The organism is Aeoliella sp. (assembly GCF_965227375.1).
GTDB lineage: Bacteria > Planctomycetota > Planctomycetia > Pirellulales > Lacipirellulaceae > Aeoliella.
The window spans coordinates 2883961-2906452 of the sequence record NZ_CBDDFX010000002.1 but is presented as its reverse complement, the minus strand read 5'-3'; the positions used below and the strand labels follow the sequence as shown (position 1 = coordinate 2906452).

At 58.3% G+C, this 22492-nt stretch carries 21 protein-coding genes, 1 tRNA gene, 1 pseudogene and 1 riboswitch; of the genes and pseudogenes, 14 read left to right on the top strand and 9 right to left on the bottom strand.

The window, feature by feature from the left end; translation table 11 throughout:
* Positions 1–26 precede the first annotated feature (26 nt).
* A complete protein-coding gene (locus ACQK2L_RS24335) occupies positions 27–395 on the bottom strand; it encodes a hypothetical protein (protein WP_425399642.1) in 369 nt (122 codons plus the stop codon).
* Positions 396–501: 106 nt separating this feature from the next.
* The gene (locus tag ACQK2L_RS24330) at positions 502–2178 is read right to left on the bottom strand and encodes a recombinase family protein (protein WP_425399641.1); all 1677 of its coding nucleotides are present in this window, start codon (positions 2176–2178) and stop codon (positions 502–504) included.
* A gap of 82 nt (positions 2179–2260) precedes the next feature.
* Here ACQK2L_RS24330 and ACQK2L_RS24325 point away from each other — a divergent pair.
* The 3 genes and pseudogenes from ACQK2L_RS24325 to ACQK2L_RS24315 form a co-directional block, all read left to right on the top strand.
* Positions 2261–2545 (top strand): annotated as a pseudogene (locus tag ACQK2L_RS24325) (ATP-binding protein); the annotation flags it as partial.
* The gene (locus ACQK2L_RS24320; RefSeq protein WP_425401125.1) at positions 2534–2893 is read left to right on the top strand and encodes a hypothetical protein; all 360 of its coding nucleotides are present in this window, start codon (positions 2534–2536) and stop codon (positions 2891–2893) included. The pseudogene ACQK2L_RS24325 and the gene ACQK2L_RS24320, both read left to right, overlap by 12 nt.
* Positions 2894–3038: 145 nt before the next feature.
* Positions 3039–3728, top strand: coding sequence for an acyl carrier protein (locus tag ACQK2L_RS24315; RefSeq protein WP_425399640.1), 690 nt, complete (start codon positions 3039–3041; stop codon positions 3726–3728).
* A gap of 18 nt (positions 3729–3746) precedes the next feature.
* Here the strand turns inward: ACQK2L_RS24315 and ACQK2L_RS24310 are convergent, their stop codons facing one another.
* From ACQK2L_RS24310 to ACQK2L_RS24300, 3 genes are read right to left on the bottom strand one after another with little or no spacing between them, the layout of a single operon-like run.
* The gene (locus ACQK2L_RS24310; protein ID WP_425399639.1) at positions 3747–4280 is read right to left on the bottom strand and encodes a dihydrofolate reductase family protein; all 534 of its coding nucleotides are present in this window, start codon (positions 4278–4280) and stop codon (positions 3747–3749) included.
* Complete coding sequence (locus ACQK2L_RS24305; protein WP_425399638.1) at positions 4270–4608, bottom strand: hypothetical protein; 339 nt, start codon at positions 4606–4608, stop codon at positions 4270–4272. Before ACQK2L_RS24305 ends, ACQK2L_RS24310 begins: the two co-directional genes overlap by 11 nt.
* A 14-nt stretch (positions 4609–4622) precedes the next feature.
* Positions 4623–5297, bottom strand: coding sequence for a hypothetical protein (locus ACQK2L_RS24300; RefSeq protein ID WP_425399637.1), 675 nt, complete (start codon positions 5295–5297; stop codon positions 4623–4625).
* Between the two features lie 111 nt (positions 5298–5408).
* Between ACQK2L_RS24300 and ACQK2L_RS24295 the strand changes: the two genes are divergently transcribed.
* Positions 5409–6908 (top strand): PQQ-dependent sugar dehydrogenase, encoded by a 1500-nt coding sequence (locus tag ACQK2L_RS24295; protein ID WP_425399636.1) that lies wholly within the window; start codon positions 5409–5411, stop codon positions 6906–6908.
* Positions 6909–6947: 39 nt separating this feature from the next.
* Complete coding sequence (locus tag ACQK2L_RS24290; protein ID WP_425399635.1) at positions 6948–7907, top strand: right-handed parallel beta-helix repeat-containing protein; 960 nt, start codon at positions 6948–6950, stop codon at positions 7905–7907.
* A gap of 6 nt (positions 7908–7913) precedes the next feature.
* On the opposite strand, the gene ACQK2L_RS24285 is transcribed toward ACQK2L_RS24290, so the two are convergent.
* Complete coding sequence (locus ACQK2L_RS24285; protein WP_425399634.1) at positions 7914–8960, bottom strand: lysylphosphatidylglycerol synthase transmembrane domain-containing protein; 1047 nt, start codon at positions 8958–8960, stop codon at positions 7914–7916.
* Positions 8961–9114: 154 nt separating this feature from the next.
* Here ACQK2L_RS24285 and ACQK2L_RS24280 point away from each other — a divergent pair.
* Positions 9115–9187: transfer RNA gene (locus ACQK2L_RS24280), tRNA-Ala, on the top strand.
* Between the two features lie 86 nt (positions 9188–9273).
* The gene (locus tag ACQK2L_RS24275; protein ID WP_425399633.1) at positions 9274–10632 is read left to right on the top strand and encodes an MFS transporter; all 1359 of its coding nucleotides are present in this window, start codon (positions 9274–9276) and stop codon (positions 10630–10632) included.
* A gap of 15 nt (positions 10633–10647) precedes the next feature.
* On the opposite strand, the gene ACQK2L_RS24270 is transcribed toward ACQK2L_RS24275, so the two are convergent.
* Together ACQK2L_RS24270 and ACQK2L_RS24265 are read right to left on the bottom strand one after the other, a co-directional pair.
* Positions 10648–11682 (bottom strand): DUF362 domain-containing protein, encoded by a 1035-nt coding sequence (locus ACQK2L_RS24270; RefSeq protein WP_425399632.1) that lies wholly within the window; start codon positions 11680–11682, stop codon positions 10648–10650.
* Positions 11683–11696: 14 nt separating this feature from the next.
* Positions 11697–12557 carry a prenyltransferase/squalene oxidase repeat-containing protein gene (locus ACQK2L_RS24265; RefSeq protein ID WP_425399631.1) on the bottom strand — a complete coding sequence of 287 codons (861 nt, stop codon included), beginning with the start codon at positions 12555–12557 and terminating at the stop codon, positions 11697–11699.
* Positions 12558–12903: 346 nt separating this feature from the next.
* Positions 12904–12990: riboswitch (cyclic di-GMP riboswitch) on the top strand.
* A gap of 221 nt (positions 12991–13211) precedes the next feature.
* Between ACQK2L_RS24265 and ACQK2L_RS24260 the strand changes: the two genes are divergently transcribed.
* The 5 genes from ACQK2L_RS24260 to ACQK2L_RS24240 all read left to right on the top strand — a co-directional run bounded on the left by ACQK2L_RS24260 (position 13212) and on the right by ACQK2L_RS24240 (position 18878).
* Positions 13212–13394 carry a Flp family type IVb pilin gene (locus ACQK2L_RS24260; protein WP_425399630.1) on the top strand — a complete coding sequence of 61 codons (183 nt, stop codon included), beginning with the start codon at positions 13212–13214 and terminating at the stop codon, positions 13392–13394.
* Between the two features lie 282 nt (positions 13395–13676).
* On the top strand, positions 13677–14252 hold the full coding sequence (locus ACQK2L_RS24255; protein WP_425399629.1) for an A24 family peptidase: 576 nt from the start codon (positions 13677–13679) through the stop codon (positions 14250–14252).
* 175 nt (positions 14253–14427) lie between these two features.
* The gene (gene cpaB, locus ACQK2L_RS24250; RefSeq protein ID WP_425399628.1) at positions 14428–15507 is read left to right on the top strand and encodes a Flp pilus assembly protein CpaB; all 1080 of its coding nucleotides are present in this window, start codon (positions 14428–14430) and stop codon (positions 15505–15507) included.
* A gap of 152 nt (positions 15508–15659) precedes the next feature.
* The gene (locus ACQK2L_RS24245) at positions 15660–17453 is read left to right on the top strand and encodes a type II and III secretion system protein family protein (protein ID WP_425399627.1); all 1794 of its coding nucleotides are present in this window, start codon (positions 15660–15662) and stop codon (positions 17451–17453) included.
* Positions 17454–17633: 180 nt separating this feature from the next.
* A complete protein-coding gene (locus ACQK2L_RS24240; RefSeq protein WP_425399626.1) occupies positions 17634–18878 on the top strand; it encodes a response regulator in 1245 nt (414 codons plus the stop codon).
* A gap of 83 nt (positions 18879–18961) precedes the next feature.
* Here the strand turns inward: ACQK2L_RS24240 and ACQK2L_RS24235 are convergent, their stop codons facing one another.
* Entirely contained in the window at positions 18962–19654 is a 693-nt protein-coding gene (locus ACQK2L_RS24235) for a PEP-CTERM sorting domain-containing protein (protein WP_425399625.1), read from the bottom strand.
* Between the two features lie 448 nt (positions 19655–20102).
* On the opposite strand from ACQK2L_RS24235, the gene ACQK2L_RS24230 reads away from it, so the two are divergent.
* Together ACQK2L_RS24230 and ACQK2L_RS24225 are read left to right on the top strand one after the other, a co-directional pair.
* The gene (locus ACQK2L_RS24230; protein ID WP_425399624.1) at positions 20103–21428 is read left to right on the top strand and encodes a CpaF family protein; all 1326 of its coding nucleotides are present in this window, start codon (positions 20103–20105) and stop codon (positions 21426–21428) included.
* A 45-nt stretch (positions 21429–21473) separates the two neighbouring features.
* Positions 21474–22442 carry a type II secretion system F family protein gene (locus tag ACQK2L_RS24225; RefSeq protein ID WP_425399623.1) on the top strand — a complete coding sequence of 323 codons (969 nt, stop codon included), beginning with the start codon at positions 21474–21476 and terminating at the stop codon, positions 22440–22442.
* Positions 22443–22492: the final 50 nt, after the last annotated feature.

The window sequence follows — 22492 nt, the reverse complement described above, 5'->3', positions numbered from 1 at the left end:
CCGCCTGTTGGCGGGGGTTTTTGAATTCAATCCAAGCTGATCGTGGGGGTGACGGATATTGTGCCGCCGCCATCAGGGATTGGGAACGGAGCGCCAGAAAATCTCTCGGCCCACAAGCAAGTGGTGCCAGTCGTGACGTAATAGCCGAAAGCGTCAACAGCGTCAGTCATCGTAAACGTTTGTGCGCTGTACGTGGCGGTACCGGAACCGACAACCCACGCTCCCCCTGTTAGTGTTATTGGTGCGTAACCGTCAGTGTTTAACTCGGCAAAATCTGCGTACACACTGGTTTCTAGCGGCGTGTAATCGTTGTAATACAGTCTTAGGACGGTATCGGATGACAGCATTAAATCGAGCAAAGCTGTTTCACCCTCGTTTGTTACGAGCAAAGTCATAATCTCTCTCCTTTGCCTTTATTTATTCAGTAGCAAACAAAAAACCCCCGCCTGTTGGCGGGGGTTTCTTCTGCTAATAGATATAACTGACTGTCAGTTTATGTAGCTACCTCGGATACGTTCTCAAATCGGCAATCCCTTTAGAGCCAACTTGCTGATAGTACTTTTCTGGCTTCTGGCTTTTTGTTCGATAGCCCTTTTTGCACAGGTTGCTGAAACCCTCTAGCATCGGTTCCCCTTTGTAGGTTTCACAAAAGATTGCTTTGACTCCACCAGATTTCAAAAACACTTGAGCAACCAAAAACTTTTTCAAGCGGTTGCCGTCAACTGGCGTAATCAAAACATGAATTGAATCAATCAATCTGGCCACTGCCTGTTTATATTTCAGCATTGTTGCACGATCTCTTTTGCCCTCATACAAAACAGCGTTTGTTAATTCGGTAATGTCTACCGAGCTACCAGACTGGTTGATCTTCTCATTTTCTATTTGTCGTTCCAAATCTTCTCGTTTGTTATCAAGCTCTGTCAGCAATCCAACTAGGGCAGAAATGTTTTTGCCCTCGGTTGCCGTTTGAGCTTCGGTAATTTGTTTCTGTACTTCTCTTAATCTGGCTTCCAGCTTCGGTAGCTGGTTAGGAGTCTTACGTTCTGATAATGCAACTTGCTCTCCAAGCTCTTTGATACATCGTAAAAACAAATCTTCAAATGATCGATAACACCAGCTAGTAGTTTTTGCCGCACCATCAACAGAGTGATAAGAAGCTAGCCGCCTCATTACGCCCCTTTTCTTGTCTTGTACCGAGCTATTCGTCAAAACCATTGTTGAGCCTGTAGCAACGTCAAAGCAAATCCCCTGAAAGATGTTGACCATATCAATAGAGCTTGGCCTACCAGCTTTCTTGGTTCTCAGTTGCTTTGCCTTTTGAGCTTCAAAGAATGTTTCTTCTGAGATTGCAGGGGGGTAATACTCTTTTCGTGGGGGGCCATCGGCAACACGTTTCTTTTTGTCATCATAAACAAACTTCATTGGCTGGAATTCACCAAACGTTGCACGATTGTCTAGGATTGCTTCAACGTATCTTTTGTTCCAATGCTTTTGACTCCCTTTTCTGGTGCTTGCAATGTTCTCGATATTATTTGTGTTCAATTCTTTGACGATCTGCCTTGCTCCTAGCCCCTGAATTGCCATTCTAAAAATCATAATGATTGCTTCTGCTTTCTTTGCATTCAAAACAAAAGTTGTGCCATCACCAGCTAGATCAATCCAAGCTGGTCTGCGTGTTGTCAGTGGTTGATCTGATTTCCTTTTCTTTTGCCAGTTGTAAGTTGCCCTCTGGCTTTTGGTTTCTGATTCTCGCCAATACAAATAGAATTGCATTGTTGCTTCTAGCAACTCGCCCAAATCGTTAAGGCTCGATTTGGTGTAGATTCTTTTTGGGTCTAGGGTCGCAATCTTTACGCCAGCTTCCAGGATCGATCCAAAGAGGGATTGTGCTTTATAGATTCCTGCCCTCGATAAGCGGTCTAGTCGCTCGACAATCAAAACCGAGCCTTTTGATACGTGGCCAGATTCGATAGCGTCTAAGAAAGCCTGTAGCCCCTTTTGAGCGTCCCCCCTGAAAGCTGATCTACCTAGATCAGAAATTGTTAAATCTGTGTCCAGGGTCCACCCGTTTTCCTCACAGAGGGTTTCCGCACCCTCGGTTTGTCGGGTTTTGGATAATCCCTTTTTCTGTTCGTTGCTGGAGAATCGGACGTAGGAATAAGCTTTGACGGTTTTCATTTTTAGCCCCTAAAGGAAAGTGTATAAGGCTAAATACGACCATTTTGACCAGTTGTAAACCAAACTCGTTTTAGCCCCCTTTAGGGTGCTGTTCCTCGACGAACTGCCCGAGTTCAACCGACAAACGCTCGAAGTCCTCCGCCAGCCGCTGGAAGACGGATCGGTCACCATCAGCCGCGCGTTAACGTCGACGACGTTCCCTGCCGATTTCATTCTCATCGCGTCGCTCAATCCCTGCCCGTGCGGCTTCCGCAACGATCCCCGCCGCGAATGCCATTGCAGCGTCATGCAAATCGAGCGGTACATGGGTAAGATCAGTGGTCCGCTTCTCGATCGTGTCGATCTGCACATCGAAGTGCCCGCGGTTCCGTTCAAGGAACTCACCTCCAAGCAAGACGGCACGTCGAGCGCCGACATGCGGCGCGAAGTAAGCAGCGCCCGCGAGCTGCAGACCGCGCGGTTTGCCAAGACCGCCACGCGGACCAACGCCCAGATGACTTCGCGCCAGATTCGTCAAAGCTGCCCCTTGGACGAGGTGTGCACCAATCTCCTGCGGCAGAGCATCAACGAACTCGGCCTCTCCGCCCGCGCCCACGACAAGGTCCTGCGAGTCGCCCGCACCATCGCCGACTTGGAGCACAGCGAAGCAATCCGACCGGAGCACTTGAGCGAGGCGGTGAATTACCGGATGCTGGATCGGGGGTATTGGAAGTAGATGGGAGCAATCTACAATCGAAACTTGTATCATGCATTACGACACACTTTTGTCGAATGCTAAGTGCAGGCTGCCCAATGTCGTCGGTACAGGGCAGGCCTGCGCGATACGATCAAGTCGTAGTTATCCCCAGAGTGGCCATGAGATGGGACTCGACGCCGTTGAACTTGTAATGGATGTGGAGGATCACTTTGGGATCTCCATTCAGGATCACGAGGCCCAGCGTGTAGATACGGTGGGCAGTCTTGTTGAGCTCGTGCAATCGCGGATCGACGCGGCCAAAAGTGCAACTTGCCCAATCCTGAGTTCGTTTCTGTTGCTGAGATCCACTGCCCGCGAAGTAGCGTCCGACAGCCAGTTGCGAGTTCGTCCAAGCACCCGGGTTGTAGATGTGTTGGCGCCATCACAACGCCGCGAGCTTTGGAGACGACTAGCTGAATTGATTGGCGGATCCATTCCAACCATGCGACGTTCGGAGTTTGCGCGGAAACTGTTGCAAGTGTGCGCCACCGTCGTGTTTATCCTTGCGGTCAATGTGGCCGGGTGGATTGACTGGGCAATACTCCCGCTGACGCTGCTCGTTGCAGGGGTGGTGATTGTTGCTATGCTCTGGTCGACCACCAGGCTTTGCGTCTATCCACCCGAAAAGTGGGAGACACTTGGCGCGATTGCCAAGCGAATCGCGGGGACCACAGTTGCGACGAGACAGTTGCAGCTGCAGTCCTTCGATTCCATTCTCCAGGAACTGCGACCAATTGTCGCCAGGAACCTTGGCGTCGAGGAGTCTGAAGTACGAGCAGAGGCTCGTTTCGACAGGGACCTGGGGATGAGTTGAAGAGGGACCGACAGCTGCTTACGGGATCACTTCGTATTCGGACTGCACGGTGCTATTGGGAAAAGATCGCGTGCGTAAGTGTCGGAGGCGAATGTCGCCCTGGAGTTCGCCAAACAGCGGTATACCTTGTCCAATCAGCACGGGGATGGTGCTGATGGTAATGTGCTGAATCAGATTTGCAGTCAAGAAACTCTGTATCGTCTGTCCGCCATCTACGTATAGGTGCTTTGCACCGCGGTTTGCAAGTTCCTGGACAACGTCCATGGGCGTGCCCGATATGCTCTCAATCTGTGCGTTTGCAGCAGCGGGCTGCTCGAGCGGCCGGTTGGTCAACACCACAACCGGTTTAGCGTAGGGCCACTGGCCAAAGGTCAGCACCTTGTCGTAGGTGTTGCGCCCCATCACCAGGTAGTCCACCGACTCCATGAAACTGCCATACCCGTAGTCCTCGCCATCTTCGGCAGGCTCGCCTAGCCAATCGATGTCTCCATCTTGCCTTGCAATATAACCATCCAAGCTCACTGCAATAAAAACGGATGCTTTAATGTTCAACTCCGTCTTGCTTAAGCTCAAGTACTCCCCGCTGAACTGCAACGTCGACCCAACCACAGGCTCTTACCTCATCCGCGTCGGCCCAATGGGCGGGTGGTTCGAACAAGTCGCTGTGGCAGTGGGGGCAGGGCAGGGTGGTCACTCCGGTGGTGGTGGGTGGTTGGTCGGTCTCGGCGCCGGCCCAAGCGGCGTCGCATTCGTCGCATACCACCAGCACCGCACCGCAGTCGCCGCACACACGCAGGCCCAGCGGACCGGTTTCGCAGAGTTTGCAGATACCCACGTAGAACTTGGGAGAAGAATCGAACTGCGGGTCGTGGTCAGGCATAAGACGATACTTGCTCAGGGCGTTACGGGAAACGCAGTGATGAATCGGTTGCCATCGACCACCAGGCGGATGTGTCGGGCGGGTGGATGATTGCGCCGGCCGCCGGACTCGCCGCCGATGTAGCCAATGCGGCGGCCGAGGTCGATGGTGTACACGTCGCGTCTGCCCTCGGTCTTCTTGGTCGACTTCACTCCATCGAGCGCCTGTTGATACGCTCGGTCGACCAGTTGCACGAGTCGCGCCTGATCGGTTTCGTCGAACACTCCGTGCTGACCCGGCCGGTTTGGCTCGTCGTCGGCGTGGGTCATCAAGTGCGCCAGTCGCGTTCGATCGACACTGCCGCGACCAAACACGAGTCCCGCTTCGGTCCGATAGGTGTCGCGGCCGATCTCCTCCAGCACGTCGGTGAGTTGGAGGTCGGGCGACTCGCCCTGCGAACGATCGGTTGCGTTGGATTGGGAGCGGGCGGTGGGCTGGGGCTTAGTCGCTGGTTGCTCGGCAGCCACCCCCTCCGGGGTGTGGGCGCCAGGCAGGTCGACGCCCAACCGCGCTTCGAGGGCGGGTTCGGCCAACAAGTAGCCCACGGCTGCGACGAACAATACGAGCAGCCACTTGCCAGACAGCCGGCCACGGCCCTGCCGGAGCAGCGACTGCAGGAGTCGGGCGATTTGTTGTGAGTTATGCGGCATGTCGCACGCGATTATATCGTGCGACACCCAGGCTGCTAAGCGGTTATACTGTGCAGGGCGGCAGGAACAGCGGCTTTTCGATGAACAGAGAAGAAACGGAGAGGAGACACCATGCGTCGATGCTATGCGGCTTGTCTAACGATCGCGGTTGCGACTTCTTGGGGGCCAACTGCGTTGGCCGAAATCTCCGGCCTATCTCGCGTCGTGGCGGGATACACCGATCCAACCTTCGTGGGCCACGCGCCGGGCGATGCGGATCGCATGTTCGTCGTCGAGCAGGCGGGGACGATTCGCATCTTCGACCGCACCACGGGCGCCAAGCAGTCGACGGCCTTCCTCAACATCACCGGGCTCGTCGACCGATCTGCCGATGAGGAGGGCCTGTTGGGCCTGGCGTTTCATCCCGACTTTCAAGACAACGGCAAGTTCTACGTCAACTACACACATGATCCCGGGCCGGGATTGGATAGAACCCGAGTGGATGAGTACACCGCTCAAATGCAAGGCGGTGACCTTGTCGCGAGTTCTGCGAGCCGCGTGCCCATCCTGAGCTTTGAACAAGACTTCGACAATCACAACGGTGGTTGGCTGGGTTTCTCGCCCAACGATGGGATGCTCTATATTTCGTCCGGGGATGGAGGGTCGGGCAACGATCCGAATAACCGCGGGCAAAGCTTGAACACTCGTTTGGGCAAAATGCTGCGCATCGACATCAGCGACGACGACTTTCCTTCCGATCCCAATGAGAACTATGCCGTGCCCTCCGACAATCCGTTTGTGGGTGACGGAGAGCCAGACACGTTGGACGACATTTGGGCGTATGGGCTACGGAATCCATGGCGGGCGAGCTTCGATCGACTCACGGGCGACCTGTGGATTGGCGACGTCGGGCAAGGGGCTCGCGAAGAGATCGACTTCCAGGCAGCGGACAGCGCCGGCGGCGCGAACTACGGTTGGCGACTCCGCGAGGGAAACATCCAGACGCCGGGTAGCGTGGGTGGTCCCGAGCCACCTGATCATGTCGGTCCCATCTACGAATACACATCGAACGGGATCGGGCTGTATGGTGGCAACTCGGTGGTTGGTGGCTACGTGTATCGCGGTCCTGATCCAGAAGTCAATGGACGCTACTTCTTCGGCGATAGCTTCCCACGCCAGATTTGGACGTTCGATCCGGACTCGCCGGCTGCGACGGTGCTGAACATTGAGGAGACGCTCGGACCAACCGTAAACTCGATCGGTATCCCCACTACATTCGGCGAGGACTTCTATGGGAACCTCTACATTGCTGATCGGGACGGCGAGATCTACCGCATCGATACCGATGCGACTCTGCCCGGCGATTACAACGGCGACCGCGTGGTCAGCGCGTTGGACTACGCTGTCTGGAGAGAGTCGTTCGGAAGCTCAAGCTCGTTGGCCGCCGACGGCAACGGCGATGGCATCGTGAACGCGGCCGACTACGTCGTGTGGCGAAACAACCTAGGTGCCGAAATCGGAGTCGATGGCCTGCTGGCGGCGGTACAAGTCCCTGAACCTGCTACGCTGCTGGGTTCGATAGCGACTCTGGTGGTTGGAATCGTTGTGGCACGCCGCCGTGCTAGCACCTGAGGCTTCATCTTAGGCTCAACCTGCCAGCGATGCTCGCCGATGAGGTTCGATAAGCGCATGGTGCGCACTTTCGGCACGAGCAACGAGGAAGTCATGGCGAGGCGGTTGGGTCTACTGACGCTGCTGGTCGCGACCAGCGTAGCCTGTTCGGCACGCGGCGCAACCTATTACGTGAACAACTTGCTCGGCAGCGACCGCGCGACAGGGCTATCGGCCGAGCCGCAAGCGGACGATGGGCCCGTGAGGACGCTTTGCGCAGCATTCGCCCGCGCCGGTCGGGCGGATCGCATTGTGCTGGCGAACACGGGCGAGCCGTACCGCGAGATGATCAGCCTCTCGGGCCCGCATCAGAGCGGTTTCAAGGGCCGGCCGTTTGTCATCGAGGGCAACGGGGCCGTCTTGGATGGAACCGTCACCGCCGAGCCCGGCGCCTGGCAGCACGTGGAGGGCAACGTGTTTGCCCTCCGCCCACGCCGGCTCACTTATCAGCAACTGTTCAGCAACGGCAAGCCACTCACGCGCGCCGTGCTCTATTCCAAATACGAAGTGTCGCAGCTTCAGCCCACCGAGTGGGCGTTGCTGGACGGGCGAATGTTCTTTCGTACCGAAGGGACCAAGATTCCCGAGAACTACGGACTTCGGCACACGCTCCTGCAAACCGGCGTTACGTTGTACGACGTACGGCACGTGCGGATCGAAAACCTGGTGATACAAGGCTTCCAGCAGGACGGCATTAACGCTCACGAACTAGTCCGCGACTGCCAACTGGTCGACGTGGATTGCCGCGCCAACGGTCGAGCGGGATTGAGCGTGGGCGGTGTATCGCGAGTCGAGGCGGTGCAGTGTAACTTTTACGACAACGGTCGAGTGCAAGTCCGCACCGAGGGGTTGGCCGAACTGAAGTTAATCGACTGCGACGTCGACACCAGCGGCGCGCCGGCATTCGAGTCGGGAGGGCGCAGTTTGACCGCCAATGGCAAGGCAGTCTTGGGGCCTTAGAGCGTTCTAGAATTCGCCGGCGCCGTGTTCTTCCGCGTCGAGCTCTTCCTCGGCCTCATGCAGCGCCGCTTCGACGCTCTTGCGCTGAATCAGGAAGTACACGATCGCCAACGCACCAACCGACAGCATAACCAGTCGCTGTCCGAACGCCACGAAAGTGCCAACGTCGCCATCGGCGCCCACGGCGATGTAGAGCGCACTGAGTGTGGCCTCGGTGGTGCCCAAACCACCGGGCGTTAGGGGCAGGACACCTGCGGTTTCGGCGAGTGGCACAATGCAGAAGTGGATGGCAAGCGAAGGATGCTGGACCGGCAATGCTTCTGCCACGTAGTAAAACGACATGACCAAAAGCAGGTGAACCGCCACGCTGAGTGTTAATGCAGGAAAGAGGAATTGTGATTGCCGAGTAATCAGGTGACAGGCGCTGAACAGATTGGAGACGAAGTGCCCTACGATCGGCACCTTCGCCAGCGTGCGGGCGACCGTCTCGCCGATTTGTCCTGGAATCATCAGCAGGCCTAGGCCAACGAACAACCCAGCGGTGACCGAAAGCACAAAGTAACTCAAGGTCTTGATGGCGGGCGTCGAGGAGGGCTCCCATGCTAACCGAGTGATGAGTAGCGCGCCGGAAGTGACCAGCAGCAGCCCCGCGAGCCCCATGATGCGGTCGGCCACCACCGTGGCGATGGCCTCGCTCTTACGGTTCGAGTGCTCGCGGGCCAGGGCGACGACTTTGAACAAGTCGCCACCGACACCGCCCGGGGCGACAAAGTTCAGTGCAAACCCGAGCGAGCCGAGCCGAAACGCGTCCCGCAAAGTGAACGGCAGCCCTACCGCCCTCACTAACAGATACCACCGCAGGAATCCGAACAGCACGGCAGCAGCGACACAGGCCATGGAAACGGCCAGAAGTCGCCAATTTTTCTGTTTGTGTACAATCTCTTCAAAATTTTCGCCGCTCTTCGCCTGATAAAACAAGAACGCAACGATGGCCACCCCCAACAGCAGCTTGGCGACGGACTTCAGGTGTCGAATTGTCGCGGCCTTGGACATTCGAGTTGAATCCGCTAAAAATAGGGTGTTGAGGGCCTGTCGGTCGCCCGTAGCGGGCGTTGACAATCGAGGGTAATCACGTAAACATACTTTATCTGGGTCGGCATCCGAATGGGCGTCGGCGCCCCCCAAAGCTTTGGGGACCGGATTATCCGGGGGATTAGCTCAGTTGGGAGAGCGTTTGGCTGGCAGCCAAAAGGTCAGCGGTTCGAGCCCGCTATCCTCCACTTACCACCCCGCCGCATGCCGTTGGCTGCGGCGGGTGTTTTTTTTTCTGGCACCGTAGGGTCCTTGCCTGGTAGTTTGACTGGCCGTGAGCGAACCTGTTCCCCCGCCGCCGGCCGCCGATCAGACCCAAGACGCCGCGACCGATTCGACTATCACGCATCAGGTCGATCTCCGGTTGTTGGTTCGGCTGTCGACGGTCATGTTCCTGCAGTTCGTTCCGCCAGGACTTTGGACCGTCACTCTCAGCAGCTACATCGGTGCAAACACGGGCTCGGCCGGCTCGGGCATGTTCGATTCGGCGTTCGTAGGCATCGCCGGCATTGCCGGGGCGATTGGCGCATTGGTGTCGCCGCTGTTGTTCGGCGCGCTGGCCGATAGCTGGTTTCGCACCGAGCGAATGATCGCCGTGATGAATCTGGCCTGCGCGGGGCTGCTGTTGCTGATGGTTTCGGCGGAGAGTCAATGGTGGTTTCTGTTGGTAATGATCGCCTACTACCAGTTCAGCGTGCCTGCGATCACGCTGAACTACAGCATTTCGCTCCGGCATCTGGGCGGGCAGCGGCAGTACTTCCCGGCCATCCGCGTCAGTGGCACCGTCGGCTGGATTGTCGCCCTGTGGGTCGTCGGCAGCGTGGTGCCTTGGTGGTGGCAGCAGAGTTCCGAGAGTTTGGAAACCTCTCTCTGGCCCATGAGGTTCGCCGTGATTGCCCACCTGGTCGTCGCGGTGTATTCGTTGACACTTCCCAAAACGCCACCCTTGGGATCGGCGTCGAGTTGGCGGCGACTTTTGGACGGAAGTTTCCAACTGCTAAGCAGCCAACCGCGGTTGGTTCGCTTTCTGTTGGTGTCGTTCTTCGCAACCGTGCCAGCGCAGTTCTACAATCTGTTTGCCAACCTCTACCTGAACCAACTCGGTATTCCTCACGCGGCCACCAAATTATCCGGCGGGCAGATTGTCGAGATCTTCTGCATGCTGGCCCTGCCGATGTTGTTGTATCGCTGGGGACCGAAACGCGTGTTCGTAATCGGCGTCATGGCCTGGACGGTGCGGTACGTCAGCCTGGCGTATGGCGACGCTTCGGGCTTGCCGCTGCTGTTGGTGTGGGTTGGCATCCTGCTGCATGGCGTGTGTTACGTGTTTGTCTACATCACCGGCTTTATTTACGTCGACCACGCCGCGACGCCTCAGACCCAAAGCGCTGCCCAAGGACTGTTGGCGATGGTCACGACCGGCCTCGGGCACTTGGTGGGTTCGCTGCTGACTGGTTGGATGCAAGCCCGCTACCTGACTCCGCCGGGCAGCGCCGTTCCGCCGTACGATTGGCACTCGTTCTTTCTCGTCGGAGCCTTCGGCGGTCTGCTGTCTCTCGGACTGTTCTGGCTGCTGATGGGCTTTGCGCGAGAGGTGATGCCCGGTGAGATCGAACCCGATGAAGCGGTGTGAAACGCACGGCGGCGTTCAGGTTACCGCGGGGCCGAGTTCGTCGATACGCAATCGTTGCAGATGGGGCTTGTCGAGAATCTCGAACGGCGTAGCCAGTTCCTGCCAGGCTTCGCCTCGTTGCTCGATTTGTGCGTCTCGCAGAGGACCCATCCGACGCACGGCCAGGCGAAGGTAATCGACCTTCAGCGGATCGAGGCCGATGATGCGCGCCGCCGTGGCGTCGACCGATGCCAGGCTGCTGCCCACGAGCACCAATCCCATCTGCTTCGACGTGCCGAGGATCGGGCCATCGCCTTCCATGCACTCGATGCCATCGACGATCGAGATGGTATTGGGCAGCGTCGCATTAATGTCGACCACGGTCTGGGGGATGCCGGCGTGGTGCAGTACGTTCTTCGGCCAGCCATACTTGATGCCGGGCAGCACGCCGTAGAAGTTTTTCATGCTGCACGTGATGCCCACCCAGTGATGCGTCTTGAGTTTGGGCATCGACACCACCAGGTCGGCTTCGACCACGCTCTTGGGAAACCAGAATCCGCGCAGAGGACTTCGCCGGCCGCGGTTCGCACGCCAGGCGACGTCCTGGTAGTTCAGGTCGGCAAACTCGAGTCCGCCATCGGCCAGTGCTTCGCCCACGCCCGACTCGATGAGCGCCATCTCCGTGTCGCGGACGTGTCCAGGGGCTTCGCCCACGGTGACCGAAGCACCCCAACTGCGAAACACTTCGGCCGCCGCCACGATCATCGCCGGGTTGGTGGTCATCTGCGGGCGATCGCGACGGGGCTCTACCAAGTTAGGTTTCAACAGCACGCGTCGGCCTGCGAGCCACTTTGGGTCGATGCCGGTGGCCGTCAGCCCGTCGCGAATGGTGGCCACCAGCGAGCCGTCGTACTTCTGGTTGCGGGCGACAAACACATTGGCCTGCGGGTGCATCCAACGGTACAGCGCCGGCGCGCCGACGCACGCAGCCGCCCCCGCCAGCCCGGCGCCGAGCAGGGTCCGGCGGTCGACGTTGTTCTCAGGGGACGCGTTGTGGTCAGGTTGAGCCATACGTATAACCTCGCTTAGGAAGTGACGGAGAGCACTTCGCTCTGGCGGGGGGAGTTCGATTCCAGGGACGCCAGCGTCAGCAAGGCCAGCTTGTAGGGACTTTGCCAAGTGGACGGGCGCTCTAATGCTTCGGCGATTAACTCGTCGGCGTACTTGGGAGTGCGCTTCCAGGCGCTGAGCGCCAGTAGCGCGAATGCGAGCGAGCTGCAACCAGTCGGTTTTTCAAGCATTTGCTCGATAGTGTCCAGCGACTTGTCGACTCGCGGATCGTCGATGTCCTCCGTGGCCAACGACCACAGTACAACGCCGCTGGGTTGCAGGTGAGGCAACAACATTTGCCCCAGTACTTCCGTGTTTCCGTAGTTGCAGCCACCTTCGGGAAGCAACCGATCGACCAGCAATCTCACCGCTTCGCGCGTACGAGGGTGATCTTTGTGTCCGGCCGCGCGTAGCGCCATGACCGCGAAGGCCGTGGGTTCGAGCCACGAGTGCGTCTCGGGGTTCCAACTCCAACCCACGAGGGTGGTGTCGTGCCCCATGTTCGGGTTGCGCGGCATCGTGCGGCCTTCGCTCGACAGCAACCACTCGGCAGCGCGCTGAATCTGGTGCTCGTAACGCGCCGCATCGACTTCGTGCCACGCCAGGATAGCGAGGCTGGTGGTCCAAAACGGGCCGTCTTGCGTCGAGCTGGCGGGTACCGACCCATCGCGAAGCTGTCGCTCGACGAGCCACTGCGCGGCACGATCCGCAGCATCGTCATAACCGGAACGATCGATTGCGAGCGCAGCCCAGGCCACCGGTTCGGCTACCGGAGGTCCGCCGGTCGTGTAACCGCCGGGAGTCAGGCTTTGGAGTTGGTCGAGTAGGGAGTGCATTTGTTTCTAGGTGGCTTGTTTCTTCCGTGCGCCCTTTTAAAGGTAGGTTACCTATGTTGTCCGCTGCCGATTTCGAATGAGTTGGTGTGGTGCAAGTGCTCGGTGCCCTGGCGCGTATGCCTAGTTTTCCGTTGAGAACGAGCATTTGGGAAAAACTCAACTCATGCAGTTTGACTTCGGCCGTAGCTGACATAGGTTTCAAGTGTTCGACGAGCATGCAACACACAACGCACTGCTAAGTCGAACGCGGAACTTATCGTGAAGGACTCATCAGCGACTTTTTCGCACACCTCGATTCGCTTCGGCGAGTCGTTAATTACCGACCTAGAGCCTGTTGCGTCATCATTCTCGACAAAGGCAAACCAGTCGTGAGGCTGGGACGCAAAGCCCAGGACCAACTTCCTAACCGATTGTTGGTAGCCAGGCTACCGAAGGACGATGGCGGGCCGCCGAGAGGCGACCGCTTGCATGAAGCGCTTGACGACAGATGGTACGCAAACGCTAGTTACCTTTTTGGCCCGTTCGTAGTACAACCAGGCTCACTTCACCGCGTAGCGGTGGGGGTACTGCAGCGAGGCCGTCAACCGGGAGCTCAACCGCTCCTGACAACCTTAGGGTGTTGGCTCGACAGCCGGCACCAACCCGGAGGATGCTATGAAGAAGTTCGCCCAGAAAGTACAACAGTTCCTCAAGTCGGAAGATGGCCCCACTGCTGTTGAGTACGCAGTGATGCTGGCTCTGATCGTGATCGTCTGCTTGACAGCGATTCGCTCGATCGGTACCAACGCCAACAGCACCTTCCAGTCGGTTGCTACCGAGCTGAGTGGTGGTAGCTAATAGTTACACCCTCCCGGGCTTACACCCTAAGGTGACCCATGTATAGCGCATCCCCCTCATCGGTTCGCCGGTGAGGGGGATTTTTCGTGTTGCGACGGTCATTCGCACCGTTGGACCGACTCCGTACAAATCTGCACGACTCGCCAGCGACCGCTTGATTCGTGAGCTATGTTTTCGCGTGTGGCCCGTAGATTGAGCCACGCTAAGTGCTTTGTCGGCTTCGCGCACGGCAAATTGGCACGGCACTAGAAGCAATGACCACGAATTTCGCGAGATACTCCCATGTTCGATTTGGCAGTTTGGCAAGACGCTCTGACAACCAACTGGCACGTGTGGCTGGTGACGGTCACCATCGTAGTGATGGCCGTTATCGACGGCATTCAACTGCGAGTGCCCAACGCGTTGACCTACCCCATGATTGTGCTGGGTTGGGTCTACAGCTATACGCTCAGCGCCTATCCCGGGTGGGAAGGGCTTAGCTACAGCTTGATGGGCACCGTTGTCGGTCTGGCGACACTGCTTCCCGCCTACGCTATCGGAGGCATGGGAGCAGGCGACGTGAAGATGATGGCTGGCATCGGAGCTTGGATGTGGGTGGAAGTCACCCTGTACTCCTTTGCCGTGGCCGCTGTGGTGGGTGGCATCATGGCAGTTGCCATGGTGTTGCTGAGCGGCGCGTGGAACAAACATTACGCCCAGTTCTGGAGCATCTGGAACGAGATCATGGTCGTCCGCGATCCGGAGAAGCTGGCAGAGATTGCAGCTGAGCGAAAGCCTAGTATGAAGCTGTTGCCCTACGGAATTCCGATCGCTATTGGCACGATCATGTACTTTGGATGGGCTGGGCTCTTGGTTTAACCACAGCTAGCACCCGACATTAGACATTTTGCTGGACCGGATCTGCGGATCCTGCCGAAGAAAGCGACAAGGTTCCCATTCCGCACCCGTGCGCGGATGGTGGTCATGCCGCCACAACTGAACCTGGCCCTGCGACTTACGCGTCGCCGCGCCGCAAATCCTGTGAGAGGTTCTGATGCGACCAAAGTCACTACTACTACTTGCGCTGGCACTCGGCTGTGGCCTCGTTGCGTCGATTGGTATCAGCCAGGTGATGGACAAGAGCGGCGAGAAGGTGGTCTCCTACGAGACCGAATCGATCTACGTCGCGATGGTTAACATCAACCTCAACGATCCCATCGATGCCTCGATGGTTTCGCTGCAAGACTGGCCCAAAGACAAGGTTCCGCAGGGAGCCATCCGCTCGCTGGATGAGTTGGAGAACCGTCGTCCTCGCACGACCATCATCCAGGGCGAGCCGATTCTCGAAGGCAAGCTGCTGGCAGAAGGCGAAGTGTACGACCCGATTGGAAACATCCCGCCGGGTATGCGTCTGAAGACCATTTCGGTCGACGCCGAGAAGAGTGCCGCTGGCTTGCTGAGCCCTGGCGACCGCGTCGACATCCAGTTGTTTGTCGCCCGCAACCCCGCGCAAGGATTCAACACGCCTCGCACACGGGTGATCTTGCAGAACATTCGAATCTTCGCGGTCGACCAGACCGTCCAACGTGCCGCCGACGGTGGCGAAGGGCGTAGCATTGCCAAGACCGTCTCGCTGGTCCTCACGCCCGAGCAGGCCAACAAGGTCGCTCTGGCGGAGCAAGTTGGTGAACTGAACCTGATTCCGCGTAGTCCCGGCGACGAAGCGGTGACCGACGCGGTCGAACTGGACATCGCTGGGTTGTTCGGCGACGTCAACTCGCACAACTCGCGCGAGCGTGAGCAAGGCCCGCGACCCGATAAGAGCTCGCAAGGTGGTGGATTCCTGAGTGGACTGATGGCGCAGGTGAAGAAAGCCGCCGATGAACGGCCGCCGTTCAGGATGACGATCCTCGAAGCCGACCAGGTTCGCGAGGTGGACTTCGATCCTTACACGGGCAAGCCAATTCGGGACTCGAAGGACCAAGGTGCTTCGATGGGCGGCATGCACGTGCCAGCCCATCCGGCAAGCACTTCGATGAAGAAGCCCTCACAGGGTGAGATTCCTGGTGCGGAAGAGTTTCAGAAAGAGTTCGGGGGCAAGTTCCCCATCGATCTCGATTTTAATCAGCAGTAAAGATACCGGCGATCACTTCGATCGCCCATGCCAGTGGCGACTGCCAGGGACTTGGTCAGTCGCAACAGGTGTGTAAACGGGGGTGAGTCGATCGGTTGCGGCCGAGAGACTCGTGTCGCCTGCGGGCGGCGAGACAATAAGGAAGTACAGGGATGTACGATCATATTCAGCCGGTTTTCGGTCGTTTCGCTCGTTCGTGGATTGCAGGCGCTATGGCCTGTGCGTGGGCCGTTGCGGCCGCGCCAATGGCGTTAGCCGAGGAGTACTCAGCGGCGTCCGTTGATTTCACCACGCCTAACATCATCCGGCATATCAGCCGCGAGAGCGAGCGTTTGGAGATGACCGCCAACGCCAGCCGCATTCTGACGATGGACGTCAACATCCCTCGCGTGCAGGTGAACAATCCCGAGTTGGTGTCGGTGACGCCACTGTCGGCCACGCAGATTCAGGTGTCTGCCAAGAAGCCAGGCGTAACGCAAATCAACTTGTGGGATCAGGACAACAACCTGCACTCCCTTGATGTGATCATCTACGGCGACGTCAAAGAACTGGAGCACGCTTTGCGAGCCCAGTTCCCGAACGCGTCCGTGGCCGTTCGTAAGTACAGCCAGAGCCTGATGCTCACCGGCTTCGTCGATAGCCCCGACCACGTGGGACCGATCATGCGTCTCGCCGAGGACTACGCGCCCAAGGTGATCAACGCCTTGGACGTCGGTGGCGTGCAGCAGGTTCTGCTCAAAGTGAAGGTGTTCGAAGTATCGCGCACCAAACTTCGCCGGTTGGGTGTCGACTGGGCGGCGTTCGGAGCGGGCGGCGACTTTGCGATCAATAGCGTAAGCGGTTTGATCTCCAACAGCTTCACAGCGCCGGTTACTGAAATTACCCAGACGGGATCGACCTACGCGTTTGGTGTCACCGGAGCCAATAGCAGCTTCTTTGCCTTCCTCGACGCCCTGCAAGAGAACCAGATTGCCAAGATCCTGGCCGAGCCGAACATCGTGTCGGTAAGCGGTCGTCCGGCTCAGTTCCTCGAGGGTGGTGAGATTCCGATCCTGGTTCCGCAGAGCTTGGGTACCAGCAGCATCGAGTTCAAGCCGTTCGGTACGCAAGTCGACTTCCTGCCGATCGTTCTGGGCAACGGTAACATCCGCCTTGAGGTTCGTCCTCGTGTGAGCGCCATCGACGACAGCATTGGCATCGTCCTGCAAAACCAATCGATTCCCGGCTTCCGTGTCCGCCAGGCGGATACGGCCGTCGAAATGCGTGCCGGTCAAACGTTCGCTCTGGCGGGGTTGATCCAGCGCCAGACCGAGGCGGTCAATCGCGGATTGCCGATCGTATCCGACATTCCTGTGCTGGGAATTCCGTTCCGCAAGGTGGAAGAAGAAGTCAACGAAATCGAGCTTTTGATTCTCGTGACGCCTGAGTTCATCGACGCCATGGACCCGCACGAGGTGCCACCATGTGGCCCCGGCATGGGCAGCATGTCGCCGAACAACTGCCAGTTGTACTCTGGTGGCCACTTGGAAGTGCCCAACGCCTATGGCCCGTGCGGACAAGGTTGTCAGGGCGGGTGCAACACCGGCGACGGTTGCATGAACGGCGCCGTGGGCGTGCCGGGCAACTACACCACTCCCGTCATGCCGGGCGAGCAGATCATGACACCCGAGCCGATGCCTTACAACGAGAGCTACGAGTCGGCTCCCGCCGAGGCCCCGACGCACGGTGAACTGCAGATGCCGAACACCGGCGCCAATGTGCCTGCGGCGGGAGAGCGAGTCCGACGGGCCACTCGCCCCGGCGACCTGCCGGGCGGGTACAGCACGCCACGTACGGCGAACTACCGCCGCGCGGCAACCCCATCGGTGCCACCCGCCGTGCCCTCGCCGACGGATCATGCCGAAAATGGCGGCCTGATTGGTCCTGTGGGTTATGACGTCGAGTAGTCAGACCAGGACTAGCCCCAGGAGGGAGCTGCGGATCGGAATGGTCGACATTTTGTCCAGGAAACGAGCATCACGACCCATGTGAGCTACGCTTCTGACGACGGTAGAAAGTCACCGAAACCTCACTCCGCCACAGATTTGCACCAGGCCGACGGACCAACCACTAGTAGTTAACTTTCCATGAGTAACGTCCTACGTATCGCGATCGTCGACCCGGACGACACCACCCGCGGTGCACTCAAATCGACGCTGCTCGGTTTGGACACCGTTTGGTTGGAGGCGGAGTGTTCGCGGTACGCATTCTTCTCGGATGTCGCATCGCAGACCAACCCTGACGTGGGGCTGGTGAACCTCGATAGCGACCCCGAGGCCGGCGTCGAACTCGTCGAGTCGTTGACGCATTCGCACCCCGACATGGCGGTGCTCGTCTCCAGCAGTTCGACCGATGGCAGCCTCATCCTGCGAACCATGCGGGCGGGCGCCAAGGAGTTCCTCACCCAGCCGGTGAAGCCCGAAGAGTTGGCCGCTGCGTTGCATCGCATCGCTCGGAGTAAGTTCGGCGCCACCACTGGCGGCGGGCGCGGGGGGTGCAAGGTCATCGCAGTGGCCGGCGCTACCGGAGGAGTTGGCTCCACCAGTCTGGCGGTGAATCTCGGCTGTGCCCTGGCGGGCAACCCAGAGAACAGCGTGGTGTTGGTCGACCTCGACCTGGCCGTTGGCGACGCCGATGTATTCCTGGATACGATTCCCGAATATACGTTGAGCGACGTGGCCCAGAACGTGTCGCGGCTGGACTTCACGCTGCTCAAGCGATCGCTCACCAAGCACAGCTCGGGGCTGTATCTACTGCCCCGGCCAGTGGCGCTGGAAGATGGTCGTCATATTTCCATCGACGACATGCAGCGAATGTTTGGGCTGCTGAAAGCCACCTTCTCCCACCTAATCATCGATACGTCCAAGTCGTTTACCAAGCTCGACATGTTCGCCATGGATATGGCGACCGACATCCTGATGGTCACCCAGCTCGACTTGCCGTGCTTGCGGAACGTCGTCCGGCTGATGATGGCCTTCGGAGAAACCGAGGGCTTGAAAGAGAAGCTGCGGGTGGTGGTGAACCGCGTGGGCCATGGGGCAGCACAAATCAGCATTCGCAAGGCCCAAGACACGCTGGGGCATGAGATCTTCTGGCAGTTGCCCAACGATTATCGGGTGATGGTCGAAGTGCGCAACAATGGCGTGCCGCTGATCGAGCAGGCACCCAAGGCGATGATCACTCAATCGATTGGCCAACTGGCCGCCGCTCTGCATGGCCACGACTCCGTGCCCGTGGAGCAGGATGCCACCTCGAAGAAGACGAGCTGGCTGGGGCTTTGGCCATCTGGCAAGTCCGGTAAATCGGGTGGCGACGTCGCTACCGCCGAATAACCAGCTCGGTGCAAATCAAAAAATAAACGGGGGCAAGCCAGTTGGCTTGCCCCCGTTTGTTTGTACTTTGTTGGCGACGTTGCTTAGCTTTGCATCCGGCGGCGAATGAGAGCCAAGCCAGCCAAGCAGCTGCCAGCCAGCAGCATTGTGGAAGGTTCGGGCACACGCACCGACGAGATCACACCTGTGCCGTTGCCGACGTAGCTGATCAAGTGGGTGCCATCGTCCGTCGAGGTGCCTTGCTGGAGGTTGAACGTCAGAGTGACGGGCTCGGCAACTTTCACGTCGAACGGCAGGTCTTGCTGGGCAATCTCGCCCACGGTGCCAGCGAACAGCACACGGATGTCGAAACTGCTAATCGACAAGCGAGTGTAAACCACTTCCACGGAATCGAGGTCGAGTTCCAAAGCGGTGGAGCCATCCACAAACAGTTCGAACGATCCACCAGCGGGGGCGGTTACGGAAGTCGAACCGTTAGCTGGCGGAAGGGTGATCGAGGGGATGCCAGAGACATCGAGGTCGAATGCCAGCGGCGTCGGAGGATTGACCAGCACGCCCAGCGTGCCACCGTCTTCGGTAGTGGTCAGACTGCTTAGTGAGTCCGTGGCGCCACCAGAGTTGGTGAGAGTACCAGTACCCGCACCGCTGCCATCAGGGTCCGAGTAGGTAAGGCTCGTGCCGGCCATGCTGATTTCAATCATGCCAGCGCGAACAATTGTAGGGAGAGCGAAAATGGCGGTAACCGCAAGGAGTGCGGTCAGGTGTTGTCGGGTCATTAGACTCGCTGCCTTTCGACAATTGTTCAATGGTGTAGCGTTGAAAATGTTAGGCCAAACGGCCAGTCGTCCGGGGAGCCGCTCATCGCAGACCCGCCTGATGTATCCCTAATGTAGTAATGGTTTGGGAGGGTCGCAACAGTTTTTATATGAAGATTCGGTTGTCCTCAGCGCCCTAGCCAAAAGCCCCTTGAATTCTAGGGTTTCCAGTGTATGCGGATTTCCGCATCTCCCTCTGTGAGGCGTCCATTCTGTGGAAGTCCTTGCAATCGTCATAGCCCAAACAGGTTTACCCCACCTTATCAACCTGCCGTTATCCCCATTCTCGGCACATCCACCTGCACGGTGCTCCTTTTGAGCTACGCTTTGACAGAAAGCCGCGCGCCCGGGTGCGAGAACCCGGTGGCCGATCGTTGTACGTCCGCATCCCCTTATAGACCGAATACCCATGAGCGCTTCCGCCGGTGGCTCGTCCATGCTGTCCCAGCAGGACCGCGAGGCCGAGTTCGAAAACATCAAGCGTCGCATTCACACCAAGCTTGTCGACAAGCTCGACCTGTCTCGGGTTGGCGAACTCGAAGGCGACGTGCTGCGTCGTGAAATCCGCCTGGTGGTCGAGCATCTTTGCGACACGGAAGACACCTTCCTGAATCGCAACGAACGCGATCGGTTGGTCGAAGAGGTTCTCGATGAGACCTTTGGCCTGGGACCGATGGAACTGCTGCTCAAGGATCCGACGATCAGCGAAATCATGGTCAACGGTCCGAAGAACGTGTACGTCGAAAAGAGCGGCAAGCTCGTCAAGACGTCCACCGTGTTTCGCGATAACAAGCACCTGATGCAGATCATCGACCGCATTGTCTCCCGCGTGGGACGACGTGTGGACGAAGTCTGCCCGATGGTCGACGCCCGACTTCCGGATGGTTCGCGTGTGAACGCGATCATCCCGCCCCTGGCGCTGGACGGTGCGAGTGTCACCATTCGTCGGTTCGGCTCCAACCCGCTGAAGCTCGAAGACCTGCTGAACTACAAAAGCCTGACGCCCGAGATGGTGATGCTGCTCGAAGGCGCCATGAAGGCCAAGCTCAACATCATCATCTCCGGTGGTACTGGTTCGGGTAAGACGACGCTGCTCAATACGCTGTCGAGCTTCATTTCCAACGACGACCGCATCGTCACCATCGAAGACGCGGCGGAACTTCAACTGCAGCAGGACCACGTGGTCCGCTTGGAAACCCGTCCGCCGAATATCGAAGGCAAGGGACGCATCAGTGCGACCGACCTGGTGAAGAACTCGCTGCGTATGCGACCCGACCGCATCATCATCGGCGAATGTCGTGGCGGCGAGACGCTCGATATGCTGCAGGCGATGAACACCGGTCACGAAGGTTCGTTGACCACCTGCCACGCGAATACGCCCCGCGACGCGATCGCTCGTTTGGAAACGATGATCATGATGGCGGGCTTCGAAATGCCCATCAAAGCGATGCGCCAGCAGATCGCCAGTGCGGTCGACCTGATCGTGCAGGCCAACCGCCTGCAGGGCGGGCCGCGTAAGGTGACGCATATCACCGAAATCCTCGGTATGGAACAAGACACCATCGTCATGCAGGACATCTTCAAGTTCGTGCCCGAAGGCGTCGACGAGAACGGCCGCTGCGTCGGCAAGTTCATTTCGACGGGCATCCGGCCGAGCTTCATGGACCGCATGGAATCGGCCGGCGTCCGTTTGCCTGCCAGCACGTTCCGCGAGCGTGTCATGCTGCAAGACTGAGCCGACCTGAACCTTACCAGCTACACCCCAACCCAGTAATACACCATGTCTGTCTGGATTATTTACATTTGCGTCTTCGGCGGCGTGGCGGCGCTGGTGGCGGGGATCGCGGCCGTTTACCGCGGCGACCGTGAGGACGAAGTTGCCCAGCGACTCAGCGCGTTGACTGTCGGTTCGAAGGACGACGACAGCAAGAAGGCCTCGATTACCAGCGAGATCCTCAATGCCTCGCGCGAAGGTACGCAAAACGCCTTCGAGCAGATGGTGAGCAACTATCTGAACCTCAACCTGCTGTTCGAGCAGGCGGACGTGAATATGACGGTTGGCAAATTCCTTGCCATCGTTGGCGGTGCAGGTGCATTGGGCGTTGCTTTGCCTACGGCAGCCGGCATGCCGGTGAAGTTTGCACCCATCATCGCGGTGGTGTTGTGCTTCATGCCGTTCATGTGGCTGATCATGAAACGCAAGCGTCGCCTGGCCAAGTTCGCCGCTCAACTGCCGGAGGCCCTCGAACTGATCTCCCGCGCGTTGCGAGCTGGCCACAGTCTCGCCGCCGGATTCAACCTGGTGGGCCAGGAGATGTCGGCTCCCATTTCCACCGAGTTCAACCGCACCTTCGAAGAGCAAAACCTCGGTATGCCGTTGGAGGAAGCGCTCAACAACCTCACCGAGCGCATCCCGAACCTCGACCTGAAGTTCTTCGCCACGGCCGTGGTGTTGCAACGTCAGACCGGTGGTGACCTGGCGGAGATTCTGGACAAAATCGGCAGCCTGATCCGCGAACGCTTCAAGATCTGGGGCCAGGTGCAAGCCCTCACCGGCGAAGGCCGTTTGAGCGGTATCGTGCTGTTGGCCCTGCCGCCAGCGCTGTTTGTCGCCGTGTACCGCATGAACCCTGACTACCTGATGCTGCTGTTCACCGACGACCTGGGCAAGAAGATGCTCGTGGGCGGTCTGGTGATGCAGTTGTTGGGCGCCATTGTCATTCGCAAAATTGTCAACATCCGTGTGTAAGGAGTGAGGATCGAGAGACCCGCGTCTGTCGGGTTGCCCCCGTCCCAACT